17 protein-coding genes, 2 tRNA genes, 3 rRNA genes and 1 pseudogene are annotated in these 25,313 nt (G+C 62.9%); 17 read left to right on the forward strand and 6 right to left on the reverse strand.

Features of this window, described 5'->3' with window-relative positions:
• Positions 1–78: 78 nt before the first annotated feature.
• On the reverse strand, positions 79–1,044 hold the full coding sequence (locus J7024_RS02600; protein WP_234744775.1) for a GlxA family transcriptional regulator: 966 nt from the start codon (positions 1,042–1,044) through the stop codon (positions 79–81).
• 223 nt (positions 1,045–1,267) lie between these two features.
• On the opposite strand from J7024_RS02600, the gene J7024_RS02605 reads away from it, so the two are divergent.
• The 3 genes from J7024_RS02605 (at position 1,268) to J7024_RS02615 (ending at position 3,121) form a co-directional block, all read left to right on the forward strand.
• Entirely contained in the window at positions 1,268–1,909 is a 642-nt protein-coding gene (locus J7024_RS02605; RefSeq protein WP_175761635.1) for an HD domain-containing protein, read from the forward strand.
• 280 nt (positions 1,910–2,189) lie between these two features.
• Entirely contained in the window at positions 2,190–2,645 is a 456-nt protein-coding gene (parS, locus tag J7024_RS02610) for a type II RES/Xre toxin-antitoxin system antitoxin (protein ID WP_124897789.1), read from the forward strand.
• A complete protein-coding gene (locus tag J7024_RS02615; RefSeq protein WP_124897790.1) occupies positions 2,642–3,121 on the forward strand; it encodes an RES family NAD+ phosphorylase in 480 nt (159 codons plus the stop codon). Before parS ends, J7024_RS02615 begins: the two co-directional genes overlap by 4 nt.
• Before the next feature lie 34 nt (positions 3,122–3,155).
• Here J7024_RS02615 and J7024_RS02620 read toward each other — a convergent pair.
• Positions 3,156–3,679: pseudogene (locus tag J7024_RS02620) on the reverse strand (tyrosine-type recombinase/integrase); the annotation flags it as partial.
• A gap of 139 nt (positions 3,680–3,818) precedes the next feature.
• Entirely contained in the window at positions 3,819–4,340 is a 522-nt protein-coding gene (locus tag J7024_RS02625) for a DUF2165 family protein (RefSeq protein WP_124897791.1), read from the reverse strand.
• A 463-nt stretch (positions 4,341–4,803) separates the two neighbouring features.
• On the opposite strand from J7024_RS02625, the gene J7024_RS02630 reads away from it, so the two are divergent.
• The 8 genes from J7024_RS02630 to J7024_RS02665 all read left to right on the forward strand — a co-directional run bounded on the left by J7024_RS02630 (position 4,804) and on the right by J7024_RS02665 (position 15,533).
• Positions 4,804–6,792, forward strand: coding sequence for a gamma-glutamyltransferase family protein (locus J7024_RS02630; protein ID WP_124897792.1), 1,989 nt, complete (start codon positions 4,804–4,806; stop codon positions 6,790–6,792).
• A gap of 150 nt (positions 6,793–6,942) precedes the next feature.
• Positions 6,943–7,311: a hypothetical protein gene (locus tag J7024_RS02635; protein ID WP_234744776.1), complete on the forward strand. Its 369-nt coding sequence runs from the start codon at positions 6,943–6,945 to the stop codon at positions 7,309–7,311.
• Between the two features lie 248 nt (positions 7,312–7,559).
• Positions 7,560–8,045 (forward strand): hypothetical protein, encoded by a 486-nt coding sequence (locus J7024_RS02640; protein ID WP_234744777.1) that lies wholly within the window; start codon positions 7,560–7,562, stop codon positions 8,043–8,045.
• A 300-nt stretch (positions 8,046–8,345) separates the two neighbouring features.
• Positions 8,346–9,125, forward strand: coding sequence for a hypothetical protein (locus J7024_RS02645; RefSeq protein ID WP_124897795.1), 780 nt, complete (start codon positions 8,346–8,348; stop codon positions 9,123–9,125).
• A gap of 345 nt (positions 9,126–9,470) precedes the next feature.
• The gene (locus J7024_RS02650) at positions 9,471–10,721 is read left to right on the forward strand and encodes a metallophosphoesterase family protein (protein ID WP_124897796.1); all 1,251 of its coding nucleotides are present in this window, start codon (positions 9,471–9,473) and stop codon (positions 10,719–10,721) included.
• 3 nt (positions 10,722–10,724) lie between these two features.
• Positions 10,725–14,195: an ATP-binding protein gene (locus tag J7024_RS02655; protein ID WP_234744778.1), complete on the forward strand. Its 3,471-nt coding sequence runs from the start codon at positions 10,725–10,727 to the stop codon at positions 14,193–14,195.
• Between the two features lie 121 nt (positions 14,196–14,316).
• Positions 14,317–14,841 carry an HD domain-containing protein gene (locus J7024_RS02660; protein WP_096507993.1) on the forward strand — a complete coding sequence of 175 codons (525 nt, stop codon included), beginning with the start codon at positions 14,317–14,319 and terminating at the stop codon, positions 14,839–14,841.
• A gap of 8 nt (positions 14,842–14,849) precedes the next feature.
• Positions 14,850–15,533, forward strand: a complete 684-nt coding sequence (locus J7024_RS02665) for a DUF429 domain-containing protein (RefSeq protein WP_124897798.1) — start codon at positions 14,850–14,852, stop codon at positions 15,531–15,533.
• Between the two features lie 150 nt (positions 15,534–15,683).
• On the opposite strand, the gene J7024_RS02670 is transcribed toward J7024_RS02665, so the two are convergent.
• Positions 15,684–16,154, reverse strand: coding sequence for an ATPase (locus J7024_RS02670; protein WP_124897799.1), 471 nt, complete (start codon positions 16,152–16,154; stop codon positions 15,684–15,686).
• Between the two features lie 664 nt (positions 16,155–16,818).
• Between J7024_RS02670 and J7024_RS02675 the strand changes: the two genes are divergently transcribed.
• From J7024_RS02675 to rrf, 5 genes are all read left to right on the forward strand, one after another.
• Positions 16,819–18,351: ribosomal RNA gene (locus tag J7024_RS02675) — 16S ribosomal RNA — on the forward strand.
• Between the two features lie 62 nt (positions 18,352–18,413).
• Positions 18,414–18,490: transfer RNA gene (locus J7024_RS02680), tRNA-Ile, on the forward strand.
• A gap of 41 nt (positions 18,491–18,531) precedes the next feature.
• A tRNA-Ala gene (locus tag J7024_RS02685) sits at positions 18,532–18,607 on the forward strand.
• A 289-nt stretch (positions 18,608–18,896) separates the two neighbouring features.
• Positions 18,897–21,778 (forward strand): 23S ribosomal RNA (locus J7024_RS02690).
• 154 nt (positions 21,779–21,932) lie between these two features.
• Positions 21,933–22,045, forward strand: a 5S ribosomal RNA gene (gene rrf / locus J7024_RS02695).
• The 16S, 23S and 5S rRNA genes sit together here with 2 tRNA genes alongside, the layout of an rRNA operon.
• Before the next feature lie 163 nt (positions 22,046–22,208).
• Here rrf and J7024_RS02700 read toward each other — a convergent pair.
• Positions 22,209–23,329 (reverse strand): IS3-like element IS407 family transposase gene (locus tag J7024_RS02700; protein ID WP_199568652.1). Its coding sequence is split into 2 segments (ribosomal slippage): positions 22,209–23,071 and positions 23,071–23,329, totalling 1,122 coding nucleotides; the frame shifts between segments, so codons are not numbered across the junction.
• Between the two features lie 219 nt (positions 23,330–23,548).
• Positions 23,549–23,692, reverse strand: coding sequence for a hypothetical protein (locus tag J7024_RS02705; protein ID WP_175751403.1), 144 nt, complete (start codon positions 23,690–23,692; stop codon positions 23,549–23,551).
• An 86-nt stretch (positions 23,693–23,778) separates the two neighbouring features.
• Here J7024_RS02705 and J7024_RS02710 point away from each other — a divergent pair, with 86 nt between their 5' ends.
• Entirely contained in the window at positions 23,779–25,284 is a 1,506-nt protein-coding gene (locus J7024_RS02710) for an aldehyde dehydrogenase (protein WP_124897340.1), read from the forward strand.
• The last annotated feature ends 29 nt before the right edge of the window (positions 25,285–25,313 follow it).

The raw sequence follows: 25,313 nt of genomic DNA on the forward strand, positions 1-25,313 counted from the left end.
AATGTCCCGACACAATCGCATTGCCTACCTTCACGCATGAAGCGGAACGGTCATACCGTCTCGCCGCCCCACGCCGGATCACGCTTCAACGACCGGCTGCCGTTTCCGGTATTCGGCCGGCGTGATCCCGACATGCCGGACGAACGCTCTTCGGAGCGTATCGACGTTCGCGAAGCCGCATTTCGCGGCGACCTGCTTCGGCGTGTCATGTCCGTTTTCGAGCAACTGGCGAGCCGCCGAGATGCGAGTCGTTTCGACCCAGGCGGCGGGCGTCATCCCGACCTCCGCGCGAAAGAGTCGCGCAAAGTGGCGCGGGCTCATCCCCGCATGCTTCGCGAGCTCGGCCACCGAGTGTTCGAGTTCCGGATGACCGGAGATCCAGCGCTGGACTTCCTGCAGGACCGAGCGCCCGGCCGGGCGCGCCTCGCCGCTACGGCTGAACTGGAGTTGCCCGCCTGGGCGCTTGAAGAACATGACCAGTTGCGCGGCGACGCGCCGCGCGATTTCCCGGCCGAGATCCTCTTCGACCAGCGCGAGCGCGAGATCGAGGCCGGCCGTGACGCCGGCACCGGTACGCAGCTTGCCGTCCCGCACGTACAGCGCGTCTGCTTCGACAGTGAGCGACGGATAGGCGTCGGCGAGCGCGTCGGCGGCGGCCCAATGTGTCGTCAGGCGTCGTCCTTTCAGCAGCCCGGTCGCTGCGAGGATGAATGCGCCCGTGCAGATCGACCCGTAGCGCTTGCTTTGCACGGCGGCTGATCTGAGCCATGCGAGAACGTCGGTCCGCAGTACGATGCGGGGCGCGCCGGGCGCACCGGCGACGAGCAGCGTGTCGATGCGATCGGGGATGTCCGGCGCGGTCCAGTCGGCCAGCAATTGCGCGCCCGACGAGCAGCGGATCGGACCGGACCCGGTCGCGATGATCCGTGTCGTATAGAACGGCTTGCCGCATTCGGCGTTTGCCTGTGCGAATACGTCGAGTGGAGCGGCGACGTCGAGCAGTTGTACGCCCGGTACCGCGAGAATACCAACGACCTTCGGCATGATCGGTTGCGGGTTGTATCGATGTGTCGAACGTGACGCGTAGCAGTATAGACGCGCGGCACGACGCGATGCGCTGTCGTCCGCGTGTGTCGCGGGTGCGTTTTCACGGTTTCGGCACTCATGGCCGTCGTGCGAGCGAAATGGCAGAATTTGGCGTACTACGTCGATTGATGCCGCATGTCGGACTCCGGAAACTCGATGCTGTCTTCAATGGAGGTCGATCATGACTATGCACGTTGCCGGCATCGCCATTCCCGATAGCCAACTGGCTCGCGAGATCACCGAGCTCGTCCGGGATACCGAGTCCGAATTGCTGTTTCATCACTCCAGCCGTGTCTATTACTTCGGTGCACTGGCTGGCCGGCGCCGCGGACTCGAGTTCGATCCGGAACTGCTCTATTGCGGCTGCATGTTTCACGACATGGGGCTCACGCATCGGCACAGCAGCGCATGCGAGCGATTCGAAGTGGACGGCGCCAACGCCGCGCGCGAGTTCCTGGCGAGCAGGGGTATTTCGCAGCAGGACATCGACGTCGTATGGACCTCGATCGCGCTGCACACCACACCGGGCATTCCGCAGCACATGCATCCGGTCGTCGCGCTCGTGACCGCCGGGGTGGAGATGGACGTACTGGGGCTGACCCATGCGGAGTACAGCGACGTCGAGCGCGACGCGGTCGTCCGTGCGCATCCGCGGACGCCGCGCTTCAAGGAAGACATCATCCAGGCGTTCTACGACGGCATCCGTCATAAGCCCGATACGACGTTCGGTAATGTGAAGGCTGACGTGCTGGCCGACAAGGATCCGCATTTCCACGCGGGCAACTTCTGCAGCGTGATTCGATCGTCGGCGTGGCCGGGTTGACGACGGTGGGCCGGGGGACTGAGAGAAGCGTTTATCCGTTAGAAAATTTGTTACGTGACAACGGCGTGACGTTGGCATCGACTTTATATACTGAATTTCAGGAATCGCCCTCTTGGGCGAATCTCCGATTCGCACAACCCCGACGAAACATGACGGGGAACGACCTGCCAGCACCGGCAGGCAACGGCCCACCGATGCTGCTGTCCTCCGGCACCGGACACATCCTCGTCCTTTTCGGCAAAACGCCTATAATGATTGGGCAAATTGCCGGAGAGGGGTTATGAGCACTATTGCGTTCCATCCTTCGGGCGTCGCGCATCCGCGTCAGGCCGAATTCACGATACTCGAGCAGTTGCTCGCGATTCGCGTCCGCTCGGGCGCCGATCTTGCCGAGCTGGCGAGCTCTCGGGTCGACGTCGCGGTGATCGACCGGCTGTCGGAGCATGGCCTGAAGTCGGACGAACTCGCGTTCATCATCCCGCGACGCACGCTGAGTCATCGTCGTCAGGCGCACGAGCGCCTGTCGCCGGAAGAGTCCGACAAGGCGATCCGTCTTGCGCGCATCGTCGCGCAGGCGACGGCCACGTTCGGCGACCAGGACAAGGCGATGGCGTGGCTGCGCACCGGGCTCCAGCGCTTCGGCGGCCGCACGTCGCTCGACATGTCGAGTACCGAGCATGGCGCGCGACTCGTCGAAGAGGTCCTCACGCAGGTTGACGAGGGGTACTTCGCTTGACGACGTTGTGGCGGATCAGCAATTACGCGGACCTCAAAGGCATCGGCGGATTGCGTGCCGGCGGGCGCTGGCATTTTGCCGGGCAGCCCGTCGTCTATCTTGCCGAGCACCCGGCGCTCGCGCTGCTCGAGACGCTCGTGCACTTCGAAATCACCACCGTTGCGCAATTGCCGAGCGGTTACCAGCTGCTTCGCATCGAGGCGCCCGAATCGGTGGACGTCGCCGAGATCGTGGAAGGCGATGCGCCGGCCGACTGGCGAACCAACTTCGACTGGACTCGCAGCGCCGGCACCGAATGGCTGCACACGCAGCCGAGTGCACTGCTGCGCGTACCGAGCGTCGTCGTGCCGCATGCGCACAATTTCCTGCTGAATCCGCTGCACCCGGACGCATCCGTAATCCGCATCGCCGAAGTCATGCAGCCGCCGTACGACAGCCGTATCCTGCGGCTTGTCCAGTCGAACACGGGCGAATAGGCGCTGCGACGCATCGCCGTGTGCCCCAGCGCGATCAGCGTTCGCGTGCGGCGCGATCCGCAGCCGCATCGGGCGCCAGCGTCTGACCAATCCGCGTGACCGTTCGCGAGCTGGCCAGGCCGAGCATCGCGCTGACGGCGGCATGCGGATGGCCATCGAGCAACTGCCGGCGCGCATACGTATTGCGCAGCACGCGCGGGCTCATGTCCGTCGCATGAAAGCCGATCGCAGTCAGCGCATCGCGCACGACGAGCAGCAGAAACATGTCGTTCATTGCGCCACCACCGCGGGGGCAGGAAACAGTCGTCCCGATGCGTGCGCATCGGTCGACATCGATCGCCATGCGGCGAGCGGCGCCCGCGCGAACGCGGCGAGTGCGATCGTCCGCTCGGGCCGAGCGCGATGGCGCAGCACGGTGAGCGATGGCGGCCGCGCCTAGAGATCGAGCGCGCCGTACGTCACCGCACGCATCTCGGCCGACGTGATCCCGCTCGCGAGCAGCAGCGCGACGATCGCACGATTTCGGCACGCGGCCGGCGAGTCCGCCGGTCGCGGCCGTTTCCTGCCATGCGCGAAACGCCCGACAGGATCGTGAGTTCAGCGATTCGTGTCCATTCTCGATTTATATCCGGAACGCGGTGGCGCCGGCAATCGCCGCGACGTTCGATGCGTCTGTCGGTGCGATGAAATCGATGGTTCAACGCACGATGCAGGCCGCGTCAGTCCCGTCGACCCCGTCGTTGTGCATCGTCAGATAGACGAGCACGAGCAGCAGCGTGATGAAGAAGCGAAACGCGTCCGGCACGCCGTTCCATTGCTTCGACATCCACATGCCGAACCATTCGCCGCCGACCGACATGAATCCGACCTGCCACGTGAGGAAGCCGAGCGTCAGCCCGGCGATCGCGCACGATTTGGCGGCGCGGAATACCGCGTCGTTCGCGCGTCGCGCGCGAAGCAGCCGGATACCGCCGATCCAGCACAGGATGGCCGTCAGCGTTTCCATCGAGATGATCGCGACATAGCCGGCGTGATGGACCCAGGGCGTGTCGATGGCGCGATACATGATGCCGTTGCCGGGAAAGGTCGTGTCCATCAGAAAGACGTGGTGCACGAACGCGAAATTCGTCGCGTAATCGGTCATGTTGCCGAACGCGACGAGCGATGCGAAGAAAGCCATGGCGAGCACCATGGCGGCCTTGGAAAGGCGAACGATCATAATGGACTCCGAAGTGAATGTGCACGCGCACGTGTGAGCGCGCGGTGCTGAACCGACGTTGGGGGACGATACTTGCGACAGCGTTTCCGGCCGGGCCGGTGGATATGCATGCGTGAGCACGGCGGCGCGGAGATCGGGACTGGAAGACCTGAAGCCGGCGCAGCGTCGAGGAGACGCACGTGCCGGCTGGATCGAGTGCCCGCGCCAGGAAGGTGCGGCGATTGTCGGCGCAAGCGCGGGCGTCGTCAAGTGAGGCCGTTTCGCGGCGCAGCACGACGCAGCTCATGCGCATCGCGCGATTCCGGATTCAGGTTCGGTGACGTTACACACACAACCTCGCATCATTTCCTTATTGCGCAAAAAAATCCGTTCGTGGGACTATCGACTGCGTTGCCCGCGCACCGAGGGGGTCGCAGGCAGCGATGACGAATATCGCAACGACCTACAAGAACATCGACAGACAATGAACAGAACAGCGATCTTCCCGTATGCGTTCGGACTGGTTGCAGCCGCCATGATGGCGGCATGCGGCGGTAACGACATCGAAAACGACGCCGGCGCGACACCGACACCCGGATCCGACGCGAGCTGCCTCGCGCTCGACAACAGCGGTTCGACGGTCGTCGTCGGCTCGAACCAGCCGGGTGACCCGTCGCTGCCCGAAGCCGCGTCGGGCTATCGCACCGGCATGAAACCCGTCTATGCAAAAACCTACCTGGTCGCGACCTCGAACGCGTATGCGAGCGCGGCCGGTTGCGCGGTGCTGAAGCGGGGTGGCACGGCCGCCGATGCGGCGGTCGCCGTGCAGGCCGTGCTGGGTTTGACGGTGCCGGAGGCGACGGGCCTCGGGTCGGGCGGCGTGCTGCTCTACTACGATGCGCGCGGCAAGACGCTGCAGGCGTACGACGGCCGGGAGACCGCACCGGCCGCTGCAACGGAGAACTACCTGCGCTACATCGACGACCAGAGCGACCAGTCGGCGCCGCAACCGAACGCGCGCGCAAGCGGCCGTTCGATCGGCACGATCGGCGTGCCGAGGCTCATCGAGGCATTGCAGCAGGATCACGGCAAGCTGCCGTGGCAGGGCCTGTTCGGCGACGCGATCACGCTTGCGACCAACGGCTTTCCGATTGGCGGCCGGCTCGCCGACGCGATCGCATCGAACGCCGCGAACCTGAAACGCGATCCCGAGGCCGCCGCGTATTTCCTGAACGCGGACGGGTCGCCGAAGACGCTCGGCACCGTACTGAAGAACCCGGCATATGCACGCACGCTGACACTGATGGCGCAGTCCGGCGCGAACGCGCTGTACACCGGGCAGATCGCGCAGGACATCGTTGCGAAGATCGCGACGGCGAAGGGCGCGGACGGTTCGACGATCACGCCGGGCAAGACGACCGTCGCGGATCTGGCCGCATACCAGGCAAAGCGCCGCGAGTCTGTGTGCACGACCTATCGCAGCTACTGGGTATGCGGGATGCCGCCGCCGTCTTCGGGGGGTATTGCGGTTGCGTCGGCGCTCGGCATTCTCGAGAACTTCGACCTGAAGCCGCTGAAGCCGACGGCGATCGATCTGGAAGGCGGCAAGCCGACCGTCGCCGGCGTGCATCTCGTGACCGAGGCCGAGCGTCTCGCGTATGCCGACCGCGACAAGTACGTGGCCGATACGGACTTCGTGCCGCTGCCGGGCGGCACGTGGGACACGTTGCTGAACAAACCGTACCTGAGGTCGCGTGCGGCGCTGATCGACACGAGCAAGAGCATGGGGACCGCGCAACCGGGCGATCTCGGCTCGGTGCCGCTCGGCGTCGACACGACGCTGATCGAGCACGGCACCAACCAGTTCACGATCGTCGATGGCGACGGCAGCGTGCTGAGTGCGACGACGACCGTCGAGTCGAGCATGGGCTCGTTTCACATGACCAACGGCTTCCTGCTGAACAACCAGCTGACCGATTTCTCGGCGAACCCGGTCGACAGCGCCGGCAATCCGGTGGCGAACCGCCTGCAACCCGGCAAGCGGCCGCGCAGCTCGATGGCGCCGACGATCGTGTTCGGCAAGGCCGCCGATGGCTCGCGTGGCGCTTTCGTGATGGCCACCGGTTCGCCGGGCGGCGGTACGATTCCGCAATACGTGGTCAAGACGCTCGTCGGCGCGCTCGACTGGGGGCTCGACGCGCAGCAATCCGCGGGGCTCGTCGATTTCGGCGCCAGCAACAGCCCGACGACGACCATCGGCGGCGAACATCCGAACGTCGACGCGTCGAACAACGGCGCGAACGATCCGCTGATCACGGGGCTCGTCGCGCTCGGCCACAAGGTGTCGACGTCCGCGCAGGCGAGCGGCGTCAACACGGTGATGCGTGTGACGCTCGGGCAGGCGAGCGTGTTGCAGGGCGGCACCGATCCGCGTCGCGAAGGCGTCGTGCTGGGCGACACGTTCAGGCCGTAAGCGGACGGTATCCCGGGACGGCGCGCGGCCCCGGCCTGCCGGCAATGGCAGCGCCGGAGCTGCGCGTCGCCGATCCGAAAGCCGATGCAGTGCGCCGCGGCAGGGCCGATCGATGAATGGAATCGCCACGTATCGTGGCAAGGGATTGCCGTGACGAACCCGTATCTGCTTGAAATGGACGCAATCCTGTCGGCCCCGGGCTTCTTCGATTTCCTCGGCGACGTCGATTGCGATCGCGTGCTGGACAGTCGCGATGCCGAGCCTTTCGATACGCTATGGATGGCGGCGTTCGACGAGGTCGACGGCGATCCGGGCGCCGCGCTCGACAAGCCGGCAGTGGACGTGCTGAGGGAAAAGGCGTTCAGGCTCGCGTTCAGGGCGTCGGGGAACGCCGACATTGCGGCATGCGTTGCCGACGACATCGAATTGATCGCGAGAAGCCGGCTGTCGGGTCGTGTCGACGGCTGGCCGATCCACTTGCTTTGGAATGCATATCAAAACGGCCGCTTCCCGTGCTGAGCGATGCCTCGTGCCTGCCGCGCCGATGCATACCATCGGGCGATTCAAAATCCATGGCCGCACGGTGAGATTGTCAAGCAGTGTGAGTCAATCGTCAGCATTTGCAACTGAAGTAACAGTCCCCGCAATTTGGTGGCTCCGGACGTTGGCGCCGCTACATTAGCTCCACCTGCCGCACGTCGCGGCAAGGCATGCGACAAGCCGCACGAAGGCGGCCCGCAGCAACAACGTCTTTGGGGAGAATGACCATGAACAAGATTCGCACGATCCTGCTTGGTGCCGCGCTGACGGCAATCGCATCGGCTGCTTTCGCACAAACGGCGCAGACGGGCGCGGAAGGTTCCGCCGGCGTCGGCGCACAGGTCCAGACGCCGCTGCTCGGCGGCGGCGTGGGCGTGCAGGGTGGCGCAGGTGCGAATGCGTCGGGCTCGGGTTCGGGTGCAGGCAGTCTCGTCGGTGGCGCACTGCACGGTGTCGGCTCGGCGGCCGGTGATGCGGTTGGCGGCGCGACGCACGCGGTCGGCTCGGCCGCTGGCTCGGCGAAGGATGCGACGGCATCGGCTGCGCACGCGACGAAGTCGCACGTGAAGCACGCCGCGGCATCGGCGAAGAGCCACGCGCAAGGCGCCAAGGTGAAGGCCGGTGAAGCGCTCGAGGGCGCGACGAACTCGGTGCAGGGCGGCGCATCGGTCGGCGTGAAGGGTTCGGCATCGGCACAAGGCGGCGCGCTGTAAGCGATCTGCTCCGAACCAAGGCCCGGCCCGCTTCGATGCGGGCCGGGCCTTTTTGTTGGCGCGCCGCATATCGTGACCGGATGCGTTTGCCTCGGACCGAAACGGGAGGCCCCCGCACGCTCTGCCCATTGCCTGCCCGTCATGCTTAAATAGCGGGGCTTCCGGTTGCCGGGCCGCGCCACGCGGCGGCGCCTGTCGATGCAGGCAAGCATGTCCGATCGGCATCGTGACGACAGACGACGCCAAAGTGCCGCCCGGCCCGTCCGGCGTGGTCCAATAACATTCCGAGGCATCACGATCATGACCATCCTGCTCCGTCTTCTCGCGCTCGCTTGCGTGCTGTGGCTTGCGGCGTGCGCATCGCCGCCCCGGCCTTCCGCGAGCATCGCGGCGCCCGCTCCCGCACCGTCCAGCCAGGAAGCCAGCGAACGCCGCGGGCTCGGCACCGCATGGGGCGAGTCGGTACGTTCCGAAACCCGCAAGGTCGATTTCGAACGGGCCGACCTGACGACGCCGACGGATCTCGCGGCGGTCTACTACAACGATGCGTTGCCCGGGCATCCGTCCGCGTCGCGAATTCGCCGGTTGCCGACGCGCGTCGCGCTCGCGAACGGCGACATCGCGCTGTCGTTTACGGACGAGAAGGGTGCGCCGCTGCATCTCGCACGCAGCAACGGCCGCTGGCACATGGCCGGCGTAGAGGGCGCGCGCTACATGATCGTGCTGCGCAACCAGGGGCGTCGCGCGTTCGAGGTCGTGTCGACGGTCGACGGGCTCGACGTGCTGTCGGGCCGGGCGGGCAGCTACACGAACGGCGGCTATGTGCTGTATCCCGGACGCACGCTGACGATCGAGGGGTTTCGCAAGAGTCGCGATGAAGTCGCCGCGTTCCGCTTCGCGTCGGTGCCCGACAGCTATGTCGCGAATTCGAAGTACGGCGATACGGCGAACGTCGGCGTGATCGGCGTCGCGCTGTTTGCGCAGAAGGAGAACGACGAGGAAACGCTGCGTCGCAACGCGAATCCGTTCCCGGGTAACGACAACGGGTTTGCTCCGCCGCCCGTGCCGCGCGGCGAGTGACGCGCGCGAGGACGCACATTGCTGACGCCGTTCGCCACCGACTTCGGAAGACCCTGCGATGCGAGCGACGGAGCGCCGCATCGCGTCTACCGTGTTCGGATTGCAGGTTCGTCGAGACCGCGCTATCACGCGATCGGTGAGGAACACCCGGCGGCGCGCGTTTGCGGCGCCCGCTTTCAGGTACCATCGCGACCCGCCGGTGATGGACGGCACCATCGGCCCGTTGCCGCATCGCGACCGCGCGCCCGGCAGCCGGCCGAAATGCGACCGGCGGCCTTGCCCGCCGGTCGACGGCGCACAATGCGGATCGACATCGCCCCTTCGTCATGACACAGAGGACCCTTCGTGAAGTTCATCCACGCGGCAGACATTCACCTTGACAGCCCGTTGCACGGCCTGAGCGCGTATCCCGACGCGCCGGCCGCGCAGTTGCGCAACGCGTCGCGCGAGGCGCTGCGGCAACTCGTGGATCGTGCGATCGAAGAGGAGGTCGCATTCCTCGTGATCGCCGGCGACCTGTACGACGGCGACTGGAAGGACCACAACACCGGCATTTTCTTCGGCCAGCAGATGGGCCGCCTGCGCAAGGCCGGCATTCGCGCATTCGTGCTCGGCGGCAATCACGACGCCGAGAGCGAGATGACGAAGAAGCTGACGCTGCCCGACAACGTTACCGTGTTCGGCCACAGGAAGCCGGAAACCCACCGGTTGCCGGAGTTCGACATCGCGCTGCACGGACAGAGCTTCAAGGACAAGGCCGTCGTCGACAATCTCGCGATCGGCTATCCGGATCCCGTGCCGGGCTGCTACAACATCGGCGTGCTGCACACGGCGCTCGAAGGCTATGCGGCGCACGCGAACTACGCGCCGTGCACGCTGGCGGAGCTGCACGCGAAGGGCTATGACTACTGGGCGCTTGGCCACGTGCACGAATTCCAGCAATGGTCGGGGCCGTCGACCGTGGTATTTCCCGGCAACCTGCAGGGGCGCCATATCCGCGAGACGGGCCGCCGTGGCGCGGTGCTCGTGACGCTCGAGCAGGGCCGCACGCACGTCGAACGCCTGTATCTCGACGTGCTGCGCTGGGAAGCCGTCTCGGTCGATGCGTCCGACTGCTTTACCGTGGCCGATCTGTCGAGAAAGATCGGCCAGTCGCTGGAGGCGCTGCTGGAGGTCGATGGCCATGTGCCGCGCGCGGTGCGCGTGACGGTCACGGGGCGCACACCCGCGCACGGCCTTTTTTTCGGTCGTGCGACGCAGTTGCGCGCGGAGGTGCTGAACCAGATCGGGATCATCGGCAACGAGCGGTTGTGGCTGGAGAAGGTCCGGCTCGCGACGTCCGCGCCCGAGCAGCAACCGGGCGAGAGCGAGCAACTCGAAGCGCTGGAGGACCTGAAGCAGATCCTGGCCGATGCGGCGCACGATCCGGACTTTCTCGCGCTGCTCGAGCGTGACCTGAAGCCGTTCGTCGGCAAGGTGCGCAGCGACGTGAAGGAAGAGGTGCCGCTGCTGACGATGGCGCGTGCGGGCGAGCTTACGGCGCTCGTCGAGCAGGTCGGTCCCGCGCTGCTCGCGCGGCTGGCGAGGGGAGAATAAGCGATGCGCATCAGTCAGCTGGATCTGATCAAGTACGGCAAGTTCACCGACGAGACGCTGCGATTTCCGTCGGCCAGTCAGGATTTCCATGTGATCGTGGGGCCGAACGAGGCCGGCAAGTCGACGATCCGGACGGCCGTGTCGGAACTGCTGTTCGGGATGAAGCTGCAGACGCCGCTCGACTTCCTGCACGCGACGCCCGAACTGCGGATCGGCGGCGTGCTGGAGGGGAGCGCCGGCGCGCTCGCGTTTCATCGCGCCCGCGGGCGCAGCCCGTTGCGCACCCCCGCCGACGACAAGCTGCCGGACGACTATCTCGCGGCGATCCTCGACGGCGCGACACGCGAGTTCTTCGAGCAGATGTTCGGGCTCGACCACGGGCGGCTCGTCGACGGCGGCCGGAGCATTCTCGATGCATCCGACAAGCTTGGCCAGGTGCTGTTCGAGTCGGCGGCAGGCGTCGGCACGCTCGGGCCCGTGCGCGAGGAGCTCGATGCACGGGCGGGCGAGTTGTGGGCGCCGCGCCGCAGCGGCAGCGCGTTTGCGCAGGCCGAGACGTCGTTCAACGAAGCCGTCGGCGAACTGAAGACGGTCCAGGTGCGTACGCGCGACTGGGTCGACCGCAAGGAGGCGCGCGACGCAGTCGAGCACGAGATCGAGCGGGCACGCGCGGAGCAGCGCCGTCTCGAAGCGCTGCGCTCGAAGCTCGAGCGTGTGCGGCGGCTGGCGCCGTATCTGAAGGAACTGACGGTCAAGGAAGCGGCGCTGGCCGAGCTGGGCGCGGTCGTCGAGTTGCCGCCGACCGCGTATGCGGATCTGCTGAAAGCGCAGGGCGATCTCGCGGCCGAACAGAAGGTGCGCGAAGAACGGCGCGCCGATCTGCTCGCGAAACGGCAGGCGCGTGATGCGATCGATCCGGATGCCGACGCGCTGGCGCTCGAGGGCGACATCGAAGCGCTCGACCGCTTGCGCGGCGCGTGCATGAATCACGCACAGGATCTGCTGCTGCTCGGCGCGGACGTCGAGCGGCATCTGTCTGCTGCGGGTGCCGCCGCCGCGCAACTCGGCTGGCCGACCGACGAGAAGTCGCTGCGCGCGGCATTGCCGACCGCGCTGTCGCTGAAGACGGTCGCAAACCTGCTGCGCGACCACGGCGCACTGCATCAGGCGCTGGCCGGTGCGCGCGAATCGCTCGACGAGCGCACGCAGGAACTTGCACAGGTCCAGGAGCAGTTGGCGCGCCTGTCGACCATCGAGGTGCCGGAGGCGCTTCGTGCGTCGCTTGCCGAGGCGCAGGGTTTTCGCGCGAGCGGCCAGCGCGAACAGGCACTCGAACGCGACATCGCCGCCGCCGAACGTGTGCTTGCCGACTCGCTCGATGCACTCGGCCAGTGGCGCCAGCCGGTAGACACGCTGCGAGTGCTCGACGTGCCGTCGGCGGCTCGGCTCGGTGCGCTGCTCAACGAAGCAGGCGAGCGCGCGAGCGCGGCGGCCGCTGCACGTGACGCACGGGACGGTGCGCACGAAGAACACGAACGGCTCGAGCTGCAGGAGAAGCATTTCGCGGAGACCCACAAGGTCGTCACGACCGCCGAGGTGCTGGCGGCGCGTGCGCGTCGTGATGGCGCGTGGGGCGACATTCGCAGCGGCGCGATCGATCTCGCCACGGGCGCACCGGCTGTCGACGATACGATTCGCCTGGCTGACGAACTCGTCGATGCGCAGCTCGGCGCCACGCAAGCGGCGGCGACGCTGCAATCGCTGCGTCAGCAGGTCGAGTCCGCACGGGCCGTGTTGACGCGCCGGCAGGCCGCCGCGGACGAGCGCGAACGCGAGTTGGCCGCGCATCGCGACGCGTGGTCCGACATGGCGGCGACGGCCGGCGTCCCGGGTATGCCGCTGGCGGCGATGGGCGACTGGCTCGCGAAGCGCGACGCGGCATTCGCCGCGCAGGCCGAGCTCGACCGCCAGCGCCGCGAATTCGCGACGATTCGCGATGCACGGACCGATGCGGAAGCCGCTTTGCGTTCGGCGCTGCGTCTGGTGTCGCGCGGCAGTGACGCGGACGGGCTGGCGGCGCTCATCGCCATTGCCGAAACCTTCGTGCAGTCGGCCGAGAAGACGCTCGCGCAGAAGGACAGCCTCGAGGATCGCGCGCGCGAAGCCGAACGCGGATGCGCGACGGCGCGTTTGCGCGCCGGCCACGCTCAGGCTGCCTACGATGCGTGGGGCACACAGTGGCGCGACGCGCTTGCCGACGCGAAACTGTCCGCGAACGCAGTGACGCAGGCTGCTGCGGAAGGTGCGCTCGCGCTCGCGAACACGGTGATGGCCGAACTGGCCGACGCCGATGCGCCGCGCAACAGGGTTGCCGCGATTCGTGCGGAGCTGGCCGCACTCGAGGCCGGTGCACGGCGACTTGCCGAAGCGCTCGAACCCGAGTGGCTCAAGAGCGGCGACTGGCTGGACGTTGCTCGCAAGCTGACGATGCGCGTGGCGGCGGCGCGCGAAACCGCGCGCGCGATCGGTCGTGCGGACGAGGCCGTGCGCCTGGCAGACGGCAAGCTCGCCGATGCGTCTGCCGCAGTGGCGGGCGCGGATGCCCGCATCCAGCCGCTGCGGCAACTGGCCGGCGTCGCGTCGATCGATGCGGCCTTGCCGCTTGCCGAGCGATCGGATCGGCAGCGCCAGTTCCGACAGGCCGTCGATGCCGCAAAGGAAGCGCTGGTGCGCGACGGCGACGGGCTGTCCCAGCAGGCCATCGAGGCGGAGGTCGCGGAGCAGGAGATCGCCGACGTGCCCGTGCATCTCGAAGCGGCCAAGCAAGCGCTCGGCGACGTCGGCAAGCGGTTGAACGAGCTCGCGCAGCGACAGGTCGTGGCGCAACAGGCGTTCAGCGCGATCGACGGCCACGCGAGCGCGGCCGTGGCCGAGGCGAAGCGGCAGGAAGCGCTGGCGGCGATGGGCGACGCGGCCGAACAGTATCTGGAGGCGGCCACCGCGAGCCGCTTGCTGAAGTGGGCGACCGATCGCTATCGCGATCAGAAGCAGGGGCCGATGCTTCGTCGAGCGAGCGAGATATTCGCAGTGCTAACATTGGGTGAATTCGCGCGGCTGACCGTCGATACCGAACGAACGCCGCCGGCGCTGTACGCGCGGCGCACGCAGGGCGCGTCCGTCGAAGTCGCCGGCCTGAGCGAGGGCACGCGCGACCAGCTGTTTCTTGCGCTGCGGATCGCGGCGCTGGAACTGCAACTGGCCAGCAGGACGGGGCTGCCCTTCGTCGCCGACGATCTGTTCATCAATTTCGACGATGCGCGAGCGAAGGCCGGACTCGAGGCGCTGCGCGATCTGTCGACGCGGACCCAGGTGCTGTTCCTGACGCACCACGACCATTTGCTGCCGCTCGTGCGGGACGTGTTCGGCGCGCAGGTCAACGTGGTCGCGCTGCAGCGCGGGATGGCCGGCGCATGACGCTGGCCGTCTTGATGTCCCGATACTCGGGAAAGGTCATCGCGTACAGGTAGTATGTGCGGTTCCGAAACGCACGCGACCGGTTCCGAAGATCGCGGATCCGGCCATACGAGGGGTCAATATGAACAAGCTGGTAGCCGCCATTGCGTTCGCGGCGGACAAGCATCGCAATCAGCGCCGCAAGGACGATGAGGCGTCGCCGTACATCAATCATCCGATCGCGCTTGCCGATGTGCTGGCAAACGAAGCCGGCATCGAGGACGAGCGCGTGATCGTCGCCGCCGTGCTGCACGACACGATCGAGGATACGGAGACCACCGAACAGGAACTGCTGCGGCTGTTCGGCAAGGACGTCGCCGACATCGTGATGGAGGTCACCGACGACAAATCGCTGCCGAAGGACGAGCGCAAGCGCCTGCAGGTCGAGCATGCGGCGACCATCAGCCGGCGCGCGAAGCTCGTGAAGCTGGCCGACAAGATCTGCAACCTGCGCGACATCGCGCGGCATCCGCCCGCGGACTGGCCGCTCGAGCGCAAGCAGGCGTACTTCGACTGGGCGAAATCCGTCGTCGACCGGATGCGCGGCGTGCATCCCGGCCTGGAGGGGATTTTCGACGTCGCGTACGACGCACGGCCGACGCACTGAGCGCGGCCATGTCGGCGGTCCGATCCCGATCCGCTGCCCGGCCGCTGCCCGCGGTGGCGGGCATCGACGTGGGCGGCGACAGGAAACGATGCGATCTCGTGATCCTGCGTGGTTCGGCGATCGTGTGTCGAGAGGCGAAGATTGCGCCCGAGGCGTTGCCTGCGCTGTGCGTCGAGCATGATGTCGTGGCCGTCGGTGTCGATGCGCCGAGCCGGTGGTGGACCGGAAGCGGACGTCGGGCGGCCGAGCAGGCGCTCGCGCGCGAACGGATCTCGTGTTTTCCGACGCCGTCGCGCGAGCAGGCGATTGCCAGCACGTCGGGCTTCTTCGACTGGATGTTCATGGGGGAGCGCGTTTACCGCGCGCTGGCGGATGCGTATCCGCTGCTGACCGATGCGCGGTATGCCGGCGGCCGCGTGAGCTTCGAGACTTATCCGTACGCGATTACCTGCGCGATGCTCGGCAAGGCGATTGCTTCCGCGAAGCAGAAATGTATCCAGCGCCGGCAATTGCTGGAACGGCTGGGGATCGACGTATCGACGCTGCGATCGGTCGATGCGCGGGACGCCACGCTTTGTGCGTTGACCGCGCAATACGTGGTCGACGGAAACGCGCATGCATATGGCGATGCGCAGGGCGGATATATTCGTGTACCGGTCGTCAGCGAGACGATCGTTCTCGACGCGCTTTGACCGTGGCGTGCGGCCGGCGCATGTCGGCTACGGCGAGGCGAGCTTTTGCGGGAGATGTGGCCGACTGTCGGCAGCTGCGCTGTGCGGTGCATGCGCGCCGCAGACGGCGTACCTGACATGGGCAGTCGATACGCCGCGCTCGCGCGACGCTCAGTCTTCGAGAATGGACTTCGGCACGTTGGACAGATCGCAAGCGGCCGCCTGCTCGAAATAACCTTGCGCATCGTCGATCATCACGACCGCGACGTCGATCAGTTCATCGAGCCGTTGCAGCAGCGATTCGCGCCATTCGATGTCCTCGTCGCGCTCGGGCGTCTTGTCCAGCTGTTCGATGATCGAATCGGCGGTCTGGAGGAACGGAATCGCCTGCTGATAGTTTTCGATCGAGACCATCGCCGCATTGCGCGCGCCGACGAGCCGTTCGCGATGCTCGTCCGCCAGTCCGGATTCGCCGCTGATGCGCGGGAGGACATCCGAGATACGTTGCAGAAGCGGCGGAACTTGTTCCTCCAGCATGACGGCGCGCTCCCGCAGCGCGGCGTATTCGTCGCGGAGATCGGCGTCGCCGGATTGAGTGGTGCTGTCCATCGTCGGTATGAGTGCGTTGTTCGATCGCGGCATGATACTCGACGGCGCGAAATCCTCTATGCGTTCGGCAACCAGGCGGCCCGCGAGACGAGGATGTGAAATACGGTCGAACACGCGATGCAGCGTGCCTCCTTCATATAGGATGAAAGAAAGTCTTGCCGTCGATTCATATAAGGCGTTTCTGTTACGACTGCGGCCCGTCATACCCCAAGCCTCCGTGCGCGGCAGCGCACGGAGGCTTTTTCAAAATATTTTCACAAAGGGCTTGCGGAGATGGGGGCGGGTGCATAGAATCACGCCTCTTTCGCGCTAACGGAAACAAGGCGCGGGGGAAGAAGGGAAGCGGTGCGGTCGAGGTTGTTGCAAAGCCTTGGCGCACACGGAGTTGAACCCCAGCCGTCGCGACGAAGCAGTTAAAAAAGTTGTTGACGATCTGAAAAAAGCGGTTCATAATCTCGCTTCTCTGCTGCTGAAAACGCAGCGCTGCTGAGAAAGATAGATTTCTCGCGGAAATGCTCTTTAAAAATTAACAGCCGATAAGTGTGGGCGCTTGATGGCCGCGAGCTGATCTTCGGATCAGATAGCGAAAGTATCAAGAGTCTCACACTAAAGTAAGTCAGGTTTATGAAGCAATTCATATTCCTGTCAGCTTTGAGTGAGCGACCGGTTCGAAAGAACCGAAAACAGTAACAGGTTTAAACTGAAGAGTTTGATCCTGGCTCAGATTGAACGCTGGCGGCATGCCTTACACATGCAAGTCGAACGGCAGCACGGGTGCTTGCACCTGGTGGCGAGTGGCGAACGGGTGAGTAATACATCGGAACATGTCCTGTAGTGGGGGATAGCCCGGCGAAAGCCGGATTAATACCGCATACGATCTACGGATGAAAGCGGGGGACCTTCGGGCCTCGCGCTATAGGGTTGGCCGATGGCTGATTAGCTAGTTGGTGGGGTAAAGGCCTACCAAGGCGACGATCAGTAGCTGGTCTGAGAGGACGACCAGCCACACTGGGACTGAGACACGGCCCAGACTCCTACGGGAGGCAGCAGTGGGGAATTTTGGACAATGGGCGAAAGCCTGATCCAGCAATGCCGCGTGTGTGAAGAAGGCCTTCGGGTTGTAAAGCACTTTTGTCCGGAAAGAAATCCTTGGCTCTAATACAGCCGGGGGATGACGGTACCGGAAGAATAAGCACCGGCTAACTACGTGCCAGCAGCCGCGGTAATACGTAGGGTGCAAGCGTTAATCGGAATTACTGGGCGTAAAGCGTGCGCAGGCGGTTTGCTAAGACCGATGTGAAATCCCCGGGCTCAACCTGGGAACTGCATTGGTGACTGGCAGGCTAGAGTATGGCAGAGGGGGGTAGAATTCCACGTGTAGCAGTGAAATGCGTAGAGATGTGGAGGAATACCGATGGCGAAGGCAGCCCCCTGGGCCAATACTGACGCTCATGCACGAAAGCGTGGGGAGCAAACAGGATTAGATACCCTGGTAGTCCACGCCCTAAACGATGTCAACTAGTTGTTGGGGATTCATTTCCTTAGTAACGTAGCTAACGCGTGAAGTTGACCGCCTGGGGAGTACGGTCGCAAGATTAAAACTCAAAGGAATTGACGGGGACCCGCACAAGCGGTGGATGATGTGGATTAATTCGATGCAACGCGAAAAACCTTACCTACCCTTGACATGGTCGGAATCCTGCTGAGAGGTGGGAGTGCTCGAAAGAGAACCGGCGCACAGGTGCTGCATGGCTGTCGTCAGCTCGTGTCGTGAGATGTTGGGTTAAGTCCCGCAACGAGCGCAACCCTTGTCCTTAGTTGCTACGCAAGAGCACTCTAAGGAGACTGCCGGTGACAAACCGGAGGAAGGTGGGGATGACGTCAAGTCCTCATGGCCCTTATGGGTAGGGCTTCACACGTCATACAATGGTCGGAACAGAGGGTTGCCAACCCGCGAGGGGGAGCTAATCCCAGAAAACCGATCGTAGTCCGGATTGCACTCTGCAACTCGAGTGCATGAAGCTGGAATCGCTAGTAATCGCGGATCAGCATGCCGCGGTGAATACGTTCCCGGGTCTTGTACACACCGCCCGTCACACCATGGGAGTGGGTTTTACCAGAAGTGGCTAGTCTAACCGCAAGGAGGACGGTCACCACGGTAGGATTCATGACTGGGGTGAAGTCGTAACAAGGTAGCCGTATCGGAAGGTGCGGCTGGATCACCTCCTTTCCAGAGCTTCTCGCAAAGTTGAGCGCTCACGCTTATCGGCTGTAAATTAAAGACAGACTCAGGGGTCTGTAGCTCAGTCGGTTAGAGCACCGTCTTGATAAGGCGGGGGTCGTTGGTTCGAATCCAACCAGACCCACCATTGTCTGGCGGTAACACACCTGAGGGTATCTGTACTCAAATGGGGGCATAGCTCAGCTGGGAGAGCACCTGCTTTGCAAGCAGGGGGTCGTCGGTTCGATCCCGTCTGCCTCCACCAATCTTCAATGACAAGCATTCGAACGAAGCGTTGTTCGAGTCTTTGTCATTGGCGATTGAGCCAGTCAGAGTGATACGTCTTACGTATCGGCTGTCGTTCTTTAACAATCTGGAAGAAGTAAGTAATTTGGATAGCGGAAGCGTCTTGAGATGGACGTGGAAGTTATCCGGGTTGTGATTGTATCGATGTATCTCAAGATGATTCGAACTCTATGTTTGACTCAATTGGAATACGGCACAACGCGAGAACTCAACCTGTAACGACTGTCGATGAGACAGACTCGTTATAGGGTCAAGCGAACAAGTGCATGTGGTGGATGCCTTGGCGATCACAGGCGATGAAGGACGCGGTAGCCTGCGAAAAGCTACGGGGAGCTGGCAAACGAGCTTTGATCCGTAGATGTCCGAATGGGGAAACCCACTCCTTTTGGAGTATCCATGGCTGAATACATAGGCCATGCGAAGCGAACGCGGTGAACTGAAACATCTAAGTAACCGCAGGAAAAGAAATCAACCGAGATTCCCAAAGTAGTGGCGAGCGAAATGGGATGAGCCTTGCACTCTTTATTTGTATTGTTAGCCGAACGCTCTGGAAAGTGCGGCCATAGCAGGTGATAGCCCTGTAGGCGAAAACAGTATGAAAGAACTAGGTGTGCGACAAGTAGGGCGGGACACGTGAAATCCTGTCTGAAGATGGGGGGACCATCCTCCAAGGCTAAATACTCGTGATCGACCGATAGTGAACCAGTACCGTGAGGGAAAGGCGAAAAGAACCCCGGGAGGGGAGTGAAATAGATCCTGAAACCGCATGCATACAAACAGTCGGAGCCTCGCAAGGGGTGACGGCGTACCTTTTGTATAATGGGTCAGCGACTTACGTTCAGTAGCAAGCTTAACCGTATAGGGCAGGCGTAGCGAAAGCGAGTCCGAATAGGGCGTTCAGTTGCTGGGCGTAGACCCGAAACCAAGTGATCTATCCATGGCCAGGATGAAGGTGCGGTAACACGTACTGGAGGTCCGAACCCACTAACGTTGAAAAGTTAGGGGATGAGCTGTGGATAGGGGTGAAAGGCTAAACAAACTTGGAAATAGCTGGTTCTCTCCGAAAACTATTTAGGTAGTGCCTCGTGTCTCACCTTCGGGGGTAGAGCACTGTCATGGTTGGGGGGTCTATTGCAGATTACCCCGCCATAGCAAACTCCGAATACCGAAGAGTGCAATCACGGGAGACAGACATCGGGTGCTAACGTCCGGTGTCAAGAGGGAAACAACCCAGACCGCCAGCTAAGGTCCCCAAATATAGCTAAGTGGGAAACGAAGTGGGAAGGCTAAAACAGTCAGGAGGTTGGCTTAGAAGCAGCCACCCTTTAAAGAAAGCGTAATAGCTCACTGATCGAGTCGTCCTGCGCGGAAGATGTAACGGGGCTAAGCTATATACCGAAGCTGCGGATGCGAGCTTTGCTCGCATGGTAGGAGAGCGTTCCGTAAGCCTGCGAAGGTGCGTTGAAAAGCGTGCTGGAGGTATCGGAAGTGCGAATGCTGACATGAGTAGCGATAAAGGGGGTGAAAGGCCCCCTCGCCGTAAGCCCAAGGTTTCCTACGCAACGTTCATCGGCGTAGGGTGAGTCGGCCCCTAAGGCGAGGCAGAAATGCGTAGCTGATGGGAAGCAGGTCAATATTCCTGCACCATTGTTAGATGCGATGGGGGGACGGATCGCGGAAGGTTGTCCGGGTGTTGGAAGTCCCGGTCGCTGCATTGGAGAAGGCGCTTAGGCAAATCCGGGCGCAGGATTCAAGGGTGTGGCGCGAGCTCCTTAGGGAGCGAAGCAATTGGAAGTGGTTCCAAGAAAAGCCTCTAAGCTTCAGTCTAACGATGACCGTACCGCAAACCGACACAGGTGGGCGAGATGAGTATTCTAAGGCGCTTGAGAGAACTCGGGAGAAGGAACTCGGCAAATTGGTACCGTAACTTCGGGATAAGGTACGCCCTTGTAGCTTGATGCGCCTGCGCGCAAAGGGTGAAGGGGTTGCAATAAACTGGTGGCTGCGACTGTTTAATAAAAACACAGCACTCTGCAAACACGAAAGTGGACGTATAGGGTGTGACGCCTGCCCGGTGCCGGAAGATTAAATGATGGGGTGCAAGCTCTTGATTGAAGTCCCGGTAAACGGCGGCCGTAACTATAACGGTCCTAAGGTAGCGAAATTCCTTGTCGGGTAAGTTCCGACCTGCACGAATGGCGTAACGATGGCCACACTGTCTCCTCCCGAGACTCAGCGAAGTTGAAGTGTTTGTGATGATGCAATCTACCCGCGGCTAGACGGAAAGACCCCATGAACCTTTACTGTAGCTTTGCATTGGACTTTGAACCGATCTGTGTAGGATAGGTGGGAGGCTATGAAACCGGAACGCTAGTTTCGGTGGAGCCGTCCTTGAAATACCACCCTGGTTTGTTTGAGGTTCTAACCTTGGCCCGTGATCCGGGTCGGGGACAGTGCATGGTAGGCAGTTTGACTGGGGCGGTCTCCTCCCAAAGCGTAACGGAGGAGTACGAAGGTACGCTAGGTACGGTCGGAAATCGTGCTGATAGTGCAATGGCATAAGCGTGCTTAACTGCGAGACCGACAAGTCGAGCAGGTGCGAAAGCAGGTCATAGTGATCCGGTGGTTCTGTATGGAAGGGCCATCGCTCAACGGATAAAAGGTACTCTGGGGATAACAGGCTGATACCGCCCAAGAGTTCATATCGACGGCGGTGTTTGGCACCTCGATGTCGGCTCATCTCATCCTGGGGCTGTAGCCGGTCCCAAGGGTATGGCTGTTCGCCATTTAAAGAGGTACGTGAGCTGGGTTTAAAACGTCGTGAGACAGTTTGGTCCCTATCTGCCGTGGGCGTTGGATATTTGAAGGGGGCTGCTCCTAGTACGAGAGGACCGGAGTGGACGAACCTCTGGTGTACCGGTTGTCACGCCAGTGGCATCGCCGGGTAGCTATGTTCGGAAGAGATAACCGCTGAAAGCATCTAAGCGGGAAACTCGCCTTAAGATGAGATATCCCTGGGGACTAGATCCCCTTGAAGGGTCGTTCGAGACCAGGACGTTGATAGGTCAGGTGTGTAAGCGCAGTAATGCGTTCAGCTAACTGATACTAATTGCCCGTAAGGCTTGATCCTATAACAAGTCTGCCTTGTAGATCGGCGCCGTGCGCAAGCACCGGCTGCGATCCAGCGCGACATGTTGGATTCTCGTGTGTGATACACACAACCTAAATTACTGCTTCTTCCCAGATTGGTTCTGTTGGCCGCGCCAGCAGAACAACCCTCTTTGCCTGATGACCATAGCGAGTCGGTCCCACCCCTTCCCATCCCGAACAGGACCGTGAAACGACTCTACGCCGATGATAGTGCGGATTCCCGTGTGAAAGTAGGTAATCGTCAGGCTCCCTAAGCCAGAAACCCCCGCCCGACTAGGCGGGGGTTTTTGCATTTGAGCGACGGAAATGCAGGCGGGCGGTGGCAGATTGCTTTGGCTGATCGATCGCATGCCGGTGCGAGCCTGACCTGCCCCCTTCAATCGGGCCAATGGGCTTCTAGCAAAGTCCCTTTAAACCAGTTCCTGGAAAGCGGCAGGAGCATCCGCGGTTGCCCGATGTTTCGCCGCAAACTCTGACGGCGCAAGGTAGTTCAGTGCGCTGTGCGGCCTTTGCTCGTTGAAGTCCTGACGCCATGCCGCGATGACTGCCCGAGCGTGCGCGAGCGTCGTGAACCAGTGCTCGTTAAGGCATTCGTCGCGGAACTTGCCGTTGAACGATTCGATGTACGCATTCTGCGTTGGCTTGCCCGCCTGAATCAACTTCAGCGTGACGCCGTTCGCATACGCCCACTGGTCAAGCGCGCGGCTCGTAAATTCGGGTCCCTGGTCGGTTCGCACCGCCTTGGGATAGCCACGGAAGCGAGCTGCACGGTCCAATGCCCGAGCGACATACAAACCTGAGATGCCGTGGTCGACGACGATGTCGACAGCCTCTTTCGTGAAGTCGTCGACGACGGTCAGGCACTTCACGCGCCGGCCGTTGGAAAGCGCATCCATCACGAAATCGATTGACCACACCTCGTTGGGCGCGCCCGGCAATGCCAGTTGCTCGCGCTCAATCATGACGCCCTGGCGCTTGCGACGGCGCCGCACAGCCAGCCCTGCCTCACGGTACAGGCGATAGATGCGCTTGTGATTGGCGTGCGTGCCTTCGCGCTCCACCAGGGCGTGCAGTCGACGGTAGCCGAATCGACGACGTTCGTGCGCCAACTCCACCAGACGCGCCGCGAGCACCTCATTCTCGTGGTCCGGCTTCGCGTCGTAATGCAGCACGCTGCGAGAAAGCCCGACAAGCCGGCAGGCGCGGCGCTCGGAGATGTTGACCTTCTCCCGAATCGCCGACACTGCTTCGCGTTTGGCTTGCGGGCTCAGGGCTTTCCCTTGACGACGACCTTCAACGCTTCCATATCGAGCATTGCTTCGGCCAGCAGTTTCTTCAGCCGGGCATTCTCCACCTCGAGGTCCTTGAGCCGGCGGGCTTCCGAGACTTCCATGCCGCCGAACTTTGCGCGCCACGTGTAGAACGACGCGTCACTGAACCCGTGCTGCCTGCACAGTTCCTTGACCGGCATGCCGGCTTCAGCTTCCTTCAGAAACCCTATGATTTGCTGTTCCGTAAAGCGCTTCTTCATGTTCGTCTTCTTCTCCGAAAACGAACTTTACTAGACTCCGGCTGGCCCGGTTTGAAGGGGGCAGGTCAACGCAGCCTTGTTCGTATGGGCCGACCAGTATGTGGCCGCACCGGACGACGCGCAACGCCGCGCCGGTATTCGGCGCCGCGAGTCGCGCCGTCCGTCGCCGTCGAACCTCGAAACGATCGAACCCAAACAAACCACTCAACGATCGCGAAGTCACAGAAAGACCGCCTGCACGACGGTCGAATAAATAGAAATAACCTCTTCAATGAGAAGAAAAACTGTTCTTTCAAATCTCTTTTTGATGGCCGACAGTTTGACAACCGGACGACTGCCGCGACTCACGGCGGTCAGCGACATAGGTCGTGCCCGCTGGCGTCTTTCGTCGGGTCGAGTCCAGGCGGAGAACAACGCACAAGCGCCTGGTCGTCACAACGGAGTCTTGAATGAACCCAACTTCAACAGAAAACTATCGGCACGCGGACTGGAGACAACTCGCCGCACAGATGACGCCGCGAACGCTCGCGCATATCGCCGGCCGCAACGTGCCTGCCCGAAGCGGCCACACGTTCGCCGCAATCAATCCGGCCACGGAAGCCGTCATCGCGGAAGTCGCGTCGTGCGACGCGGCGGATATCGACGATGCCGTGCGTGCGGCCCGTGAAGCATTCGAATCGGGCGTGTGGTCGCGTTGCGCGCCGGCCGAACGCAAGCGTGTGCTGTGCCGGCTTGGCGAATTGATCGTCGCGCATGGCGTGGAACTCGCGCTGCTCGATTCGCTCAACATGGGCAAGCGTGTCGCGGATGCAATCAGCATCGACGTGCCGGCTGCTGGTGGGCTCTTCAGCTGGTACGGCGAAGCCGTCGACAAGCTGAACGGCGAGGTCGCTTCCACCGATCCCGGTAATCTCGCGATCGTCACGCGCGAGCCGCTCGGTGTCGTCGGTGCGGTGGTGCCGTGGAATTTCCCGCTCGACATGGTCGCGTGGAAGGTGGCGCCTGCGCTGGCGGCCGGCAACAGTGTCGTGCTGAAGCCGGCCGAACAATCGCCGTTGTCCGCGCTGCGTCTCGCGGAACTCGCGCTCGAGGCCGGCTTGCCGCCGGGTGTCCTGAACGTCGTGCCGGGGTACGGCGAGACCGCCGGGCGGGCGCTCGGCCTGCATCCCGACGTCGACGTGCTCGCGTTCACGGGATCGACGGCCGTGGGCAAGAAATTCCTCGAGTACGCCGCGCAGTCGAACATGAAACAGGTATGGCTGGAATGCGGCGGCAAGAGCCCGAATCTGGTCTTCGACGATACGGACGATCTCGATCTCGCGGCCCGCAAGGCCTGCTTCGGCATTTTCTTCAATCAGGGCGAAGTGTGCTCCGCGAATGCGCGGCTGCTGGTGCAGCGCTCGATTCACGATGCGTTCGTTGACAGGCTGATTGCGCATGCCGCCGCGTTCATGCCGGGCGATCCGCTGGATCCGGCAAGCGGCATGGGCGCAATCGTCGACGAACACCAGCATCGTCGCGTGTGCGACTGGATCGAGCGTGGCCGCAAGAGCGCAACGCTCGTGATCGGCGGAGGCGCGCCGCGCATCGATGGCAAAGGCTACTTCGTCGAGCCGACGATCTTCATCGACGTGAAGCATGGCGACCCGATCGCGCGCGACGAGATCTTCGGGCCCGTCCTGTCGGTGATTTCATTTGATACCGAGGACGAAGCGGTGCGTCTCGCGAACGACTCGATCTACGGGCTTGCCGCGTCGGTGTGGACCGGCAGCCTGTCGCGCGCGCATCGCGTGTCGGGCCGCCTGCGTGCCGGCACCGTGTCCGTCAATACCGTCGACGCATTGAGCGCGCAGACGCCATTCGGCGGGTTCCGCCAGTCGGGTTTCGGTCGCGACTTGTCGCTGCATGCGATCGACAAGTACACGGGACTCAAGACGACCTGGATCAGTTACTGATCCAGTGCGGCGATTCGCATCACCTCACA

This window comes from Burkholderia sp. WTPI3, from assembly GCF_021483755.1.
Classification (GTDB): domain Bacteria; phylum Pseudomonadota; class Gammaproteobacteria; order Burkholderiales; family Burkholderiaceae; genus Burkholderia.